Genomic DNA, 13,030 nt, shown 5'->3' on the forward strand with positions numbered 1-13,030 from the left:
GACCACCGCCGCCGGGGCCGACGTCGTACACCTTGGCGAAGAGGACGGCGTCCTCGCTCGTCGACTTCACGTGGACCGTGACCGTGGGCGTGCCGTGGCACCGCCGCGCAGACGCTTGTCACCCCCCAAGGCCCTCAGAGCCCCCAAGCCCTGAGCCCCCTAGCCTCCCCCACGAACGTTCAGAGAACCGGCGCCCCCACAACACCCGGCCCCTTCAGATCACCCTCACCACCACAGCGGGGTGAAGTTGACGGACGTGTTGTCGTTGCCCTGGTTGACGGCCGTGAACGCCGAGCCGTTGACCTGAGCGGTGTTGCTCTGGTTCGAAGCCCCCGAGCCGACCGCCTGCTGCTGCGTGGTGGACGAGTTGCCGTTGTTGTCTCCGCCGACGCCACTGCCGACGACGCCCGCCACGGCGTTCGTCACGGACGCGCTCGATCCGTTGTCCGCGAACGCGCCGTTGCCCGCCGTCGCGACGCCGGTGAAGAGTGCGGCGGCCAGCGGAAAGGCGGAGACGGCGGCGATGACGCGGGCGGTACGGATGCTTGCCATGTTGTTCCTCCAGAACGAAGTACGCACCGGCTGCAGTGCCGGGGATGCGTGAAGTACGTCTTTCACCAGGGAAGTTGGCCGACCGCCCCAGCGGTGGTGCACGACGTCGCGAGACCAGAGTTGCCCACCGAATCCCCGGCGAACCACCCCGGAAGCCGTTATTCGCCCTCAAGCGTGATGACAAGTCGATAAACCCCTTTCGTGACATCGCATGGCAGCTTGGCGCAGTCCGAACACCCGCCCCCCAAGCCCCACAAGCGATGAAGCGTTACGGCACACGTCCGGCCCATCGGCTCGCTCCGGCGAGTCGCACCCACTCCCTCTTCCTTTTTTCGAACAGACGTACGAAAATGGAGTCATGGCCACCCCCGACCGGCAGGCCACGACGCTGGCCCTCGCACACGCCCTGTCAGCCGCCGAACGCGGCCTGGCCGTCATCCCCCTGTCCCGGACGAAGCTCCCGGCCCTGCGCTCGCCCCACCGCGACGACCCCGCGGCCCCGCCCTGCCACGGCGAGTGCGGGCACTTCGGGCACGGGATCTACGACGCCTCCACCGACCCGGCCCGCATCCGCGACCTGTTCGCCGCCGCACCCTGGGCGACCGGGTACGGCATCGCGTGCGGCCTCCCGCCGCACCATCTGATCGGCGTCGACCTCGACACCAAGTCCGGTACGAACTCCTCGGCCGCCCTGCGCGAGCTGGCCCTGCGCCACCTCTTCACGATCCCCGACACGGTCGTCGTTCTGACCCCGAGCGGTGGCCGCCACCTGTGGCTGGGCGGCCCGCCGGACGCCGTCGTCCCCAACTCGGCCGGCCGTCTCGCCCCCGGCATCGACATCCGCGGCGCCGGCGGCTATCTCGTGGGCCCCGGTTCCCGTACGGACCACGGCGTGTACGCCACCGCTCCCGGCACCGCCCACCTGACCCCCGCGGCCTGCCCGCCCGCCCTCCTGCGCCTCCTCCTGCCTCCGCCCCGCACCCCTCACCCCACGCCCGCGTCGACCGGCGACCACGGTCAGGGCCTCGTCCAGTTCGTCCTCGCGGCACACGAGGGCCAGCGCAACACCCGCCTGTTCTGGGCGGCCTGCCGCGCCTACGAGGACGGCATCGGCCCCGCCCTCGTCGACCCCCTGGTCGAGGCGGCCCTGAACACCGGGCTCACCGAACGCGAGGCCCGGGCGACGATCGCGTCGGCGGCGCGGATGACGGGGCATCGGCCTTGACGGGTACGGGGTGCGGGGGGCGGGCCGGGAGAGCGGACCGGGAGGCGGCGAGGAGGGGGAAAGGGTTCAAAGAGGATGAAAAGGGATGGGGGAGGGATGGGAAGGGGTCAGGTCCGGGACGGAGGAGCCGTGACATCAGAGGCGTAGGAAGCCGAGGCATCAGGGGCACAACGGGCCCGGGACATCAGGGGCGTGGGGGCGGCCCGAGAGCGTGAGAAATACAGGAGCACCATGCAACGCCGCCGCCCTAGAGTGCCGACCATGTCCCTGAGCCGTGTCGTCCTGGTGTCCGGCCGTTCGCTCGATCTCTCCGAACTGCGGATCTCCTCGACGTACGGCGGGATGCTGGAGGGCTACCCCTGCAAGCCGGTCAACGACATGAGGATCAAGGGGCTGGTGGGGGAGGCCGAGCGGGCGTTCCCGGCCGCGCCGGTGCACCTCGTGCCGCCTGAGCGCGAGTACCCCGACCAGTACACCGGCGCCTTCGGCCCGGTGGAGGTGCTGCCGGCCGTGGCGTGCGTCGGAGCGTTCCACTCGGCGGCTCTGGACCGGACCCACGATCCGATCCTGTACCGCTCGGCCCTGACCGTCGTCTGGTTCCAGCCCACCTCCCAGGTGCCCTACGACTGCGACGCCGAGCCCGCACTGCGGGACCTCGCGTGGGAGGAACTGGCCCAGGACCACGAGCTGTAGCCCCTGATCCGCGGCTGCCGGACATCCCTTCCCCGCGCCCGGGGCCGGTGTGCGGCCCTGGCCGGCCTCACGAACACCGACCTGGACGGTACGGCGTCCCCCTTCCCCTGCCCGCCGAACGACCCGGAGCACTCCCTCACCGACACGCTCACCTGGGCCAACGCCGACCTGATGAAGAACGGTGCGGAGATCGGCCGACTCCGACCGGGGCGAGACAGATGAGACAGATGAGACGAGGCCATGCAGAACGGGTGCCCCTCCGGAGAGTGGCACCCGCTCTGAACTGCAACGCTTCTGACCTGCTGCGGTGGGTGTGGGATTTGAACCCACGGTGACATCGCTGCCACGACGGTTTTCAAGACCGTTCCCTTAGGCCGCTCGGGCAACCCACCCCGCGCCGTCGGTACCGGCGGCGCGGGGACAAGAGTAACGGGTGGCGTGGGTGGTGGGGGTCAGCTGTCGCCCGTGCGTGAGCCGAGGGTGAGTTCCACCGTGTGGGTCTTGCCGCCGCGCTCGTAGGTGATGGTGACCTTGTCTCCGGGCTGGTGGGTCCAGATCTCGCCGATCAGGGTGGGGCCGGAGTCGATCACGTGGTCGTCGATCTTGGTGATGACGTCGCCGGGCTTGAGGCCGGCCTTGTCGGCGGGGCCGCCCGCCTCGACCGCGTCGGAACCGCTGGCGCCCTGCTCGGTGATCTGGGCGCCGCCCGTGCCCTCCTCCAGGGAGACGGACGCGCCGATCTTCGCGTAGACCGGCTTGCCGGTCTTGATCAGCTGCTGGGCGACGTACTTGGCCTGGTTGATCGGGATGGCGAAGCCGAGGCCGATCGAGCCGGACTGGCTGGTGCCGCCGAGGCCGCCGCCGCTGGTGGACTGGATCGCGGAGTTGATGCCGATGACGTTGCCCTGCGCGTCGAGCAGCGGGCCGCCGGAGTTGCCGGGGTTGATCGAGGCGTCCGTCTGGAGGGCGCTCATGTAGGAGGCGTTGGAGCCGCTGCCGTCGCTCGACGCCACCGGGCGGTCCTTCGCGCTGATGATGCCCGTGGTGACCGTGTTGGACAGGCCGAAGGGAGCGCCGATCGCGATCGTGGAGTCGCCGACGGCGACCTTGTCGGAGTTGCCCAGGGTGAGCGGCTTGAGATCCGACGGGGCGTTCTTGAGCTTGATCACCGCCACGTCGTAGCCCTGGGCGTGGCCGACGACCTCCGCGTCGTACTTCTTGCCGGTGGGGAAGGTCGCCGTGACCTTGCCTCCGTCGACGGCGTCCGCCACCACGTGGTTGTTGGTGACGATGTGGCCCTGGGTGTCGAAGACGAAGCCGGTGCCGGTGCCGCCCTCGCCGCTGCTGCTCTCGGCCTCGATGGTGACGGTGCTCGGCAGCGCCTTGGCGGCCACGCCCGCGACCGTGCCCGGGTCGCGCTTGACGGAGCCGCCGCTGTCGGAGGCGGAGACGGTCGTCGAGCCGTTGGTGTCGTTGTCCTTGGCCAGGGTGTAGCCGAGTCCGCCGCCCAGGCCGCCCGCGACCAGCGCGGCCACCAGGACCGCGGCGACGAGTCCGCCACGCCCGGTACGGGGCTTCGGCGCGGGCTGCTGGTAGGAGGAGCCCCAGTGGGACCCGGCGCCTCCCGCGCCGCCGTCGGCGTACGACGGGGTGGCCGGCGGCGGGGGCGGCCAGGTGCTCTCCGGGGAGGAGCCCTGGGCGCCCTGCCCCTGGGGCGGGCCGCCGGTGCCCGCGGAGGCGTAGGACGGGGCGGGCGCCTGGCCGGCGTGCACCAGGCCCTGCTCCTGTGCGCCAGGATGCCCCGACGGCACCGGCGGGATCGGAGTCGTCGGGGCGCCTCCGGCGGGAGCGGGGTGCTCCCGGGGCGCCGAAGCAGCGGGAGCATCCACCGGCACGGGGGGTGCGGACGGGGCCGGGGGTACCGCGGTGCCCTCGTTCTCGGTGCTCACAGCTTGTCTCCTCGATCCACGGCTGTTGTTGTCGGTCGCACTCGGTCGCGCGCATTCACGTTGCTCGACGGTCCGGCGCGATGCAGCTGTGCATGTCCTTTTGTATGCCGTCAGCTTTTCCCATGGGCCGTCAGAGCACCATAAGCGCTGCCTGTGGGTCCGCGGCCATTCCTTATATAGGTCATCTCGGGCGAAGAAGGCGCAATCCGAGACCTCCATTCGCACGGGTACCCGCGCGCGGTGGCACCATGACGCGGTGACCCACGCACGACAGCACCACACTCAGGTCGTCGCCCACCGCGGCGCCTCCGAAGAGGCCCCCGAGCACACCCTGGCCGCGTACCGGAAGGCGATCGAGGACGGTGCCGACGCCCTCGAGTGTGACGTCCGCCTGACCGCGGACGGCCATCTCGTCTGCGTCCACGACCGTCGCGTCAACCGTACGTCGAACGGTCGCGGAGCCGTCTCCGCGCTGGAGCTCGCCGACCTCGCCGCCCTGGACTTCGGCTCCCGCAGGACGCGCGAGTTCTGGCGCACGCGCGACGAGGAGCCGGACTGGGAGTTCCGCCCCGAGGACCGGGAGGACACCTCCGTACTGACCCTGGAGCGGCTGCTGGAGCTGGTCGCCGACGCCGGGCGGCGGGTGGAGCTGGCCATCGAGACCAAGCACCCCACGCGGTGGGCGGGGCAGGTCGAGGAGCGGCTGATGCACCTGCTGAAGCGTTTCGGGCTCGACGCCCCCGGGTCCGCCGACGAGTCGCCGGTCCGTGTCATGAGCTTCTCGGCACGCTCGCTGCACCGGGTGCGGGCCGCCTCACCGACGCTGCCGACGGTCTACCTGATGCAGTTCGTCTCGCCCCGGCTGCGCGACGGACGGCTGCCCGCGGGTGTCCGGATCGCGGGCCCCTCGATCCGGATCGTGCGCAGCCACCCCGCCTACATCGAGCGCCTGAAGCGGGTCGGCCACCAGGTGCACGTGTGGACCGTGAACGAGCCGGAGGACATCGACCTCTGCCTCGGTCTGGGCGTCGACGCGATCATCACCAACCGCCCGCGCGCGGTGCTGGACCGGCTCGGTCGCTGAATCCTGAAACGAACCTTGACCGGACCGCACACCTGAAGGCATCCTCCAGCTTCGGCCACACCATCGAAATCCAGCCACACCATGACAGGGAGTGCTCCGGCGCGTTCGGTCCGTATTCGATCGTTACGAGTGCGTCACCGGACCTGGACTGGCCGGTTTCCGGTACAGGCCAATGGGGCATCCACACCGTGGCGTGGGGCGAAGGAGGTCTCGGGGGTGGCGTTGGTGGTGGCACAGGAGGTGCCCACGTCGTCGAGCATGGCCGTACCCCATGGCCCTGCGGGCGTGGGCAAGGCACGACACCGCATGCGGACTCAGTTGCGCAGGGGCGGTGTGTCGGAAACGGTCATCGACGATGCCGTACTGATTCTTTCCGAACTTCTGAGCAATGCGTGCAAGCACGGCCGGCCGCTGGGCGACGCCCTGGCCGGGGACGGTGACGTCCGCGCCGCCTGGCGGGTGGACCCGGGCGGCAGGCTCACGGTCGAGGTGACGGACGGCGGCGGGCCCACTCGCCCGGCTCCGGCCACGCCCTCGGTCACCGCGCACGGCGGGCGCGGGCTGAACATCATCACCGCGCTGGCCGACGACTGGGGCGTACGCGACGACGCCCGGGGCGAGGTCACGGTGTGGGTCGTCGTCCACGCCGACGTACACGATCCGGACGCGGGCCACCGCCGTCACGACTTCGCCACCCGTGTCATGGCACCGGCGGTACCGGCCATGCCCGGACTCGACTTCGCGGACGCGTTCGACGACATGGACTGAGGCGGGGCCGGCCCGGTCCGCCGCAGACCGGAAACCGCCGGAGCCTCGGCAGCGCCCGAACCGGGGCACACCCCCGGACTGCGGTACCGCCGGCACCGAAGCACCACCCGCGACCGAGGCACCGCCCGGACTGAAACACACCGGGACTGACCTTGGACCGAAACACACCGGGACTGACCCTGGACCGAAACACACCCGGACCGGAACACAGGCCCGAACCGGGGCACGGCCCTGGCCGAAGCGCCGCCCGAGACACGGCCCCCGGCCGAAGCACCGCCCGGGTGGCCGGGCTCTCGGCCCCGGATCCAGTACCGCCCGGGATCCAAGCACCGCCCCGGGCCGTAGCTCCTCTGAACCCGCGCCGCCCTCCCCTCGCCGACCACCCCACCGCGTCCCCCACCGCGTCCCCCACAGGTGGACCCGTCGGCCCCCGTTGTCCACAGGCTCGCGTCGGTCAAGTCGTGAACGGCTAGGCTCGCGCCAGTACGAGACGAGCCGTTACCGGGAGACACCCACCATGGCCAAGAAGCGCCCCCAGACGAAGGCCAAGCGGCCGCAGCTCAGCGACGGGGAGATCCCGGTTGTCGGCGCCCGCGAACCCTGCCCCTGCGGCAGCGGCCGCCGGTACAAGGCCTGCCACGGCCGGGCTGCCGCGCAGGCCGTGACCGAGCTGGTGCAGCGTCCCTTCGAAGGACTGCCGGCCGAGTGCGACTGGGTGGCGCTGCGCGAGCTGGTCCCGGCCGCGACGGTCGGGCTGCCGCTGAAGGGCGGCCTTCCCGACGGCGTCCCGTCGGTGACGCTGGCGACCGTCCTGCCCATGGCCTGGCCCGCGCTGCGCCGCGACGACGGCTCGGTGCTGCTCGGCCTGCAGAACGACACGGCGTCGGGCGACATCAGCCGCGATCTCGCCGACACCCTCCAGCGCGCCCTCACCGCGGACCCGGGCACACCGGTGGAGGGCCGCCGCGCCCCGGCCGACGGTCCGCGGCTGCAGGATCTGCTCGACCCCGAAGGCGCGTTCGAGCCAGTTGTGCACTCGGGCTTCGAGTTCTGGGTCCCGGATCCGGACAACGCCACGCCGGAGGTCGCCGCCTCCCTGGAGCGGGCCAACGCCGCCGCCATCCCGACCGTGCGACTGACCGGTGTGGACGCGGCCTACTGGTGCGAGACCCCGGAGAAGAACCACCTGCGCTGGGTCATGCCGCACCCGGAGGAGCGGCTTCTGGACGCTCTGGCGCGGCTGCACGCGGCGGGCCGCTCCAGCCTCGGCGAAGGCACCCGCCTCGTGGGTTCCTTCCGCGCTCACGGGCTCACCGTGCCGGTCTGGGACCTGCCGAGCGCCGTCACGGCCGAGGACATCGAGAAGCCGGCCGCCGAGTTCGCCGAGCGCCTCTCCGGCGCCCTGGCCACGGACGCGCCGCTGACCGCCGACGAGCGTCGCGCGCGCGGCGGCCTCACCAACCGGCAGGTCACGCTCAGTTGACGAAGTCCGTGCGGCCGGACGGTCGTTCAGCCGCACGGCGCCTTCATGACGCGGGGACCGCACCCGCAACTGCCGCTCAGGACAAGCCAGTCGGTGTCCGAATAGCCGAGGACCATCCGAGATCGAATTTGCGAACTGCCGATCTCTTGTTACCGTTCGAGTAGCCCGGTTGCTGGTGCATCCCCCGTCGCCAGCAACCGGGTCTTTTCCTGCGCGGACGTCTTTACGGAACGGTACCGAGCGTCAACTGCCCGTTCTCTCTCCGGAGTTGCTCCCGGACCGCAGCAGCAGCCCGTCCCCGGCCCGCTCCGCGAACTCCGCGACCGCCGTGTAGCCGCCCAGGTCTCCCCGGGTCCGTTCCCGGGGCGTCTCGCAGGACCCGGGGTCGTCCTCGGCGGCCACCGCGCAACGCATCACGACGCTCCGGCCGCCGGGCCCCATGAGACTCAGCGCGGCGTCCAGCGCGGCGCCGGTCGCGTTGCGGTAGTAGGTGCGGGCCCAGCTCTCCTCACCCTGCGTCAGAACACAGGTCTGCGCCTCCACGCCGTCCGGCGAGGTGAGTTCGGGACCGCAGCGCGCCGCGGTGGCCGAACCCGCGCCCGCGCCCGCGCCCGCGCCCGGAGCGAACGGCAGCGGGGCAGTGGTGGGTGCGGCGGACGGTGCCGCGGCGTCGGCGCGCGCGGAAGGGCTCAGGACATCACGTACGGGCGGACGCCCCCCGTCGCCCACCTGCCCCGCGGACGCCACGGCCAGCGGCAGCACGACCGCGCACGCCACGGCGCCAAGGAGCGCGAACAGGCGAACTCTTCGAGGATCGGAGGGTCGTCCCCCGGGGTGGCGCAGCATGAGCGGAAGATAACGAGCGCGCGCGGGCGTCCCCTTCCGCCCGCGCGCGACACCCTCACAACTCGGGTGCGCTCACACCCGTACGAGTGAGGGCCTCGACCACCGCGTCCACCACGGCCTCGACGTCGGGCACCCACGGGGAGGCCGAGCCGGGCAGGGGCGCGCGCTCCCAGCGGATCTCTCCCTGAGCGACCTCTGACGGGGGAAGGGCGAGGTAGCCGCCCTCGCCGTGGAAGCGGAGAGAGCCGGGGACGTGGTCCTTGGCGTACAGCAGCTCGCCCAGCTGCTCCAGGGAGTACGGCTGCACGAGGATCGCCCAGCGGGTGGGCGAGGCGACGACCGGGCCGAGGCGCATGCCGTCGCGGTCGAGCGCGCCGAGGGCACGGGCGGCCGGGAGGGCCGGCAGGCTGACCGCGCAGGGCGCCTTGCCGCCGGTGGCCAGGACGATCGGCGCGGCGGGCCGGTTGGCCCACCACCAGCGCACCATGCGGGCGTCGGTGGTGGCCGCGAGGAGGCCGGGGTCGAAGGGGTGGGCACCTGGCACCGTGCACTCGGGGTCCGGGCAACCGCAGCGGTCGCGACCCTCTGGGTCCGCCGCCACACCCGGGAGTACGGGCCACTGCCATTCCGTCGCGAAGGTCAGGGCCGCGCTGATCAACTCAGGCCTCCCGTCACTGCGCTGGGACAGGAGCCTGCGTCGCTTTCCGAGGATCTCGCGCATGAGCGCTCGTTCCTTTCCGTTGCACCGCTGGCAACACCGTGGACCACATCACACCATGTGTCGATCACTTCACTGTGCGTACCTGTTGGCGCATCACACCCCTGTCGCGGACAAGGGGAACCCCTATGGGCCGAACGCCGGCTGCATCCACGGCAGCCACGCCCACACTGCGGTCCATCAAAAGCACGGGCGTGGCGTGGGGTGGCGAAGTCTGGCGTTTGCCGTCCCGCGTATTTCTCTTCGCCTCCGCCACGGGAGGATGGGGCTCGGTCGTCGGTGGCTAAGACGCCCGGGTCCGTCGCCAGGTTCCGGGTGATTCCCAACCACCCCTGGCCTTCTCCGAGTACGTACCCATCACGACCGGTGTGACGCTCTGTGGAACAAGGCCAGTCGACCGCAATAAGCCCTTCCCTGAGGCAGTTTTAAGCCAACTTCGCCTTTTGGCAAGTGGTGCACCCGTGAATCACGGACACCAGCAGTCCCGGCAGGACAATGCTGGACATCCCCTCACGAGTGCGTGTACATGTGGAGACACTGCTAGCGGCGCAGAATGACATGGGGGTTTGCGATGCTTTTGAGCAATACGCACCGGTCGGAAAGCCGGACACCATGAACGCCCCGCACCCTCCGAAAGTGGCTGGAATCGATTCAACGGTTCCCTCACCCGCACACACTGTCGCGCCCGCGCCTGCCGCCTCGGGTTCCTCTGCGGTGCTCCCACCCCACGCGCCGGGCGCACTGCTCCAGGACCGTCTCGCCGGCTGGGTCTCGGACCTCACCACGCTGCACGAACTCACCGAGCGGCTGGCGCGCACGGACGCGCTCCCCGACGCCCTCCAGGAGATCCTGCAGGCGGGAGCCGCCCTGGTGGGCGCCCGCCGCGGACTGGTCGTGCTGGAGCCCGGCGACGGACTCGGCCCCGACACGACCACCGGCCTGGGCCTCGCCCGCGCCGACCTCGGGCACATCGAGACGGTGCCGCGCAGCTCCCTGTCGTACGGCCGCATCCTGGACGGACTGCCGGGCGGTGACGGCGAGATCGCCGAGCCCGATCTGTTCGCCGGGGACGGGCTCGACCCGCGCCACCGCGAGGTGGCCGCCCGCCTCGGCTACGCCGCGAGCTACGCGCTGCCCCTGTCGACGGACGGCTCCTCGGAGGGCACCGGCCGCCTGGGTGCCGCCGTGTGGCTCTACGACGAACCCGCCGAGCCGAGCGAGCGCCGGCGCCACCTCGTCGGTCTGTACGCCCGCTACGCCGGTGAGCACCTGGCCCGGGTGGTCGAGGTCGAGCGCACGCGCGCGTGCATGGCGACGATCGCCGAGGAACTGCTGCCGTCCCGGCTCCCCCGCGTCGCCGGGGTACGGCTGGCCGCCCGCCATCGCACCGGCCCGCGCGGCGGCGGCGACTGGTACGACGCGCTGCCGCTGCCGGACGCGGCCCTCGGGCTCGCGGTGGGCTCCGTGACCGGCTCGGGGGCGAGCGCCATCGCCGCGATGGGACGGCTGCGGGCCAGCCTGCGGGCGTACGCCGTGATGGAGGGCGAGGACCCGGTCGCCGTCCTGTCCGACCTGGAGCTGCTGCTGCGGCTCACCGAGCCCGCCCGCTCGGCCACCGCCCTGTTCGCCTACTGCGAGCCCGCGCTGCGCAGGATCACGCTCGCCGGTGCCGGGCACTGCCCGCCGCTGCTGGTCGGCGAGCGGCGCACGGAGTTCGTGGAGACCTCCGTGTCGGCGCCGCTCGGCATGCTCGCCTGCTGGGAGGCGCCGAGCGTGGAGTTCCAGGCGGAGCCGGGAGAGACGGTTCTGCTGTACACCGACGGGCTGCTGCACCGCACCGGCGACCCGGTCGACCGCGCCTTCGCCCGGCTGCACGCGGCGGCGGCCGGGGTGCCCAGGGCGCTGCGCCACGACCCGGACGCCGTCGCCGACCACGTGCTGCGCACCGTGCTGCCGGGCGGGCGGGACGAGGCCGACTCCGACGAGGACGTCGTGCTGCTCGCCGCGCACTTCGAGTAACCGCTCGCGATCAGGTCCTTCGCCCCTGGGCCCCTCCCGTACGACCGTACGATGGACGGGGTCCAGTGCCGTATCGAGGAGGATGACCGTGGCCGACGAGCTCACCCCGGCAGCATCAGATCCCGCTGCCACCGCAGCGGGCCCGGAAGAGCCTGAAGAGCCTGAAGCGCCGATCAAGCAGCGGAAGAACGGTCTGTACCCGGGCGTGTCCGACGAGCTGGCCGAGAACATGAAGTCCGGCTGGGCCGACACGGAGCTGCGTGACCTGGAGCCGATCGCGCAGGCCGCTGAGACCGCCGCCCGCCGGGCCGCGCTCTCCGCGCGCTTTCCCGGCGAGCGTCTCGTCATCCCTGCGGGCAACCTGAAGACCCGCTCGAACGACACCGAGTACGCCTTCCGGGCGTCGGTCGAGTACGCCTACCTCACCGGCAACCAGACCGAGGACGGCGTGCTGGTCCTGGAGCCCACGGCCGACGGCCACCGGGCGACGATCTACCTCCTGCCGCGCTCCGACCGCGAGAACGGCGAGTTCTGGCTCTCCGGCCAGGGCGAGCTGTGGGTCGGCCGCCGCCACTCCCTCACCGAGGCCGAGAAGCTGTACGGCATCCCCGCCTCCGACGTGCGCGAGCTGCCGGGCGCGCTGCGCGAGGCCACCGGCCCGGTGCGGGTCGTCCGCGGGTACGACGCCGCCGTCGAGGCCGCGCTGACCGACAAGGTCACCGCCGAGCGCGACGAGGAACTGCGGGTCTTCCTGTCCGAGGCGCGGCTGGTCAAGGACGCGTTCGAGATCGGCGAGTTGCAGAAGGCGGTCGACTCGACCGTGCGCGGCTTCGAGGACGTGGTGAAGGTCCTCGACCGGGCCGAGGCCACCTCGGAGCGGTACATCGAGGGCACGTTCTTCCTCCGCGCGCGGGTGGAGGGCAACGACATCGGCTACGGCACCATCGCCGCCGCCGGTCCGCACGCCTGCACGCTGCACTGGGTGCGCAACGACGGGCCCGTGCGCTCCGGTGACCTGCTGCTGCTCGACGCGGGCGTCGAGACGCACACGTACTACACCGCCGACGTCACGCGCACGCTGCCGGTCAACGGCCGGTTCAGCGAGATCCAGAAGAAGATCTACGACGCCGTGTACGACGCCCAGGAGGCCGGCATCGCGGCGGTGCAGCCGGGCGCCAAGTACCGGGACTTCCACGACGCGGCCCAGCGGGTGCTGACCGAGCGGCTCGTCGAGTGGGGGCTGGTCGAGGGGCCGGTCGAGCGGGTCCTGGAGCTGGGGCTCCAGCGGCGGTGGACGCTGCACGGGACGGGCCACATGCTCGGCATGGACGTGCACGACTGCGCCGCCGCGCGGGTGGAGTCGTACGTGGAGGGTGTGCTGGAGCCGGGCATGGTGCTGACGGTCGAGCCCGGCCTGTACTTCCAGGCCGATGACCTGACCGTGCCGGAGGAGTACCGGGGCATCGGTGTGCGGATCGAGGACGACATCCTCGTGACGGCCGAGGGGAACCGGAACCTGTCGGCCGGGCTGCCGCGGCGTTCCGACGAGGTCGAGGGGTGGATGGCGGCGCTCAAGGGAGCCTAGATGGATTGATCGTCAGCGCTCCCTTTCGGGCCGCGGGTGGTCGTGGCCAGTCGCGCGGTTCTCCGCGGCCCGTGGGCAGCCGGTCGCGTGGATGCCCGTCCCGCGCCC

11 protein-coding genes and 1 tRNA gene are annotated in these 13,030 nt (G+C 71.8%); 7 read left to right on the top strand and 5 right to left on the bottom strand.

Going from position 1 to position 13,030, the window contains the following annotated elements:
• Window positions 1-225: 225 nt before the first annotated feature.
• The gene (locus ACWD0J_RS36065) at window positions 226-552 is read right to left on the bottom strand and encodes a hypothetical protein (protein ID WP_451500088.1); all 327 of its coding nucleotides are present in this window, start codon (window positions 550-552) and stop codon (window positions 226-228) included.
• 358 nt (window positions 553-910) lie between these two features.
• Here ACWD0J_RS36065 and ACWD0J_RS36070 point away from each other — a divergent pair, with 358 nt between their 5' ends.
• Window positions 911-1,777 carry a bifunctional DNA primase/polymerase gene (locus ACWD0J_RS36070; protein WP_451500089.1) on the top strand — a complete coding sequence of 289 codons (867 nt, stop codon included), beginning with the start codon at window positions 911-913 and terminating at the stop codon, window positions 1,775-1,777.
• A 261-nt stretch (window positions 1,778-2,038) separates the two neighbouring features.
• The gene (locus tag ACWD0J_RS36075; RefSeq protein WP_451500090.1) at window positions 2,039-2,470 is read left to right on the top strand and encodes a hypothetical protein; all 432 of its coding nucleotides are present in this window, start codon (window positions 2,039-2,041) and stop codon (window positions 2,468-2,470) included.
• 305 nt (window positions 2,471-2,775) lie between these two features.
• On the opposite strand, the gene ACWD0J_RS36080 is transcribed toward ACWD0J_RS36075, so the two are convergent.
• Together ACWD0J_RS36080 and ACWD0J_RS36085 are read right to left on the bottom strand one after the other, a co-directional pair.
• A tRNA-Ser gene (locus ACWD0J_RS36080) sits at window positions 2,776-2,862 on the bottom strand.
• Window positions 2,863-2,922: 60 nt separating this feature from the next.
• On the bottom strand, window positions 2,923-4,419 hold the full coding sequence (locus ACWD0J_RS36085) for a S1C family serine protease (protein ID WP_451500091.1): 1,497 nt from the start codon (window positions 4,417-4,419) through the stop codon (window positions 2,923-2,925).
• 256 nt (window positions 4,420-4,675) lie between these two features.
• On the opposite strand from ACWD0J_RS36085, the gene ACWD0J_RS36090 reads away from it, so the two are divergent.
• From ACWD0J_RS36090 to ACWD0J_RS36100, 3 genes are all read left to right on the top strand, one after another.
• Complete coding sequence (locus ACWD0J_RS36090; protein ID WP_451500092.1) at window positions 4,676-5,503, top strand: glycerophosphodiester phosphodiesterase; 828 nt, start codon at window positions 4,676-4,678, stop codon at window positions 5,501-5,503.
• Window positions 5,504-5,632: 129 nt separating this feature from the next.
• Window positions 5,633-6,271: an ATP-binding protein gene (locus ACWD0J_RS36095; protein WP_451500093.1), complete on the top strand. Its 639-nt coding sequence runs from the start codon at window positions 5,633-5,635 to the stop codon at window positions 6,269-6,271.
• 517 nt (window positions 6,272-6,788) lie between these two features.
• The gene (locus tag ACWD0J_RS36100) at window positions 6,789-7,754 is read left to right on the top strand and encodes a DUF5926 family protein (protein WP_451500094.1); all 966 of its coding nucleotides are present in this window, start codon (window positions 6,789-6,791) and stop codon (window positions 7,752-7,754) included.
• Between the two features lie 243 nt (window positions 7,755-7,997).
• On the opposite strand, the gene ACWD0J_RS36105 is transcribed toward ACWD0J_RS36100, so the two are convergent.
• Together ACWD0J_RS36105 and ACWD0J_RS36110 are read right to left on the bottom strand one after the other, a co-directional pair.
• Entirely contained in the window at window positions 7,998-8,600 is a 603-nt protein-coding gene (locus ACWD0J_RS36105) for a hypothetical protein (protein ID WP_451500095.1), read from the bottom strand.
• Between the two features lie 55 nt (window positions 8,601-8,655).
• Complete coding sequence (locus ACWD0J_RS36110; RefSeq protein ID WP_451500096.1) at window positions 8,656-9,321, bottom strand: bifunctional DNA primase/polymerase; 666 nt, start codon at window positions 9,319-9,321, stop codon at window positions 8,656-8,658.
• A gap of 492 nt (window positions 9,322-9,813) precedes the next feature.
• On the opposite strand from ACWD0J_RS36110, the gene ACWD0J_RS36115 reads away from it, so the two are divergent.
• Both ACWD0J_RS36115 and ACWD0J_RS36120 read left to right on the top strand, forming a co-directional pair.
• Complete coding sequence (locus ACWD0J_RS36115; RefSeq protein WP_451500097.1) at window positions 9,814-11,337, top strand: PP2C family protein-serine/threonine phosphatase; 1,524 nt, start codon at window positions 9,814-9,816, stop codon at window positions 11,335-11,337.
• An 88-nt stretch (window positions 11,338-11,425) separates the two neighbouring features.
• On the top strand, window positions 11,426-12,922 hold the full coding sequence (locus ACWD0J_RS36120; RefSeq protein ID WP_451500098.1) for an aminopeptidase P family protein: 1,497 nt from the start codon (window positions 11,426-11,428) through the stop codon (window positions 12,920-12,922).
• The last annotated feature ends 108 nt before the right edge of the window (window positions 12,923-13,030 follow it).

The sequence above is a fragment of the Streptomyces sp. NPDC003011 genome (assembly GCF_053591515.1).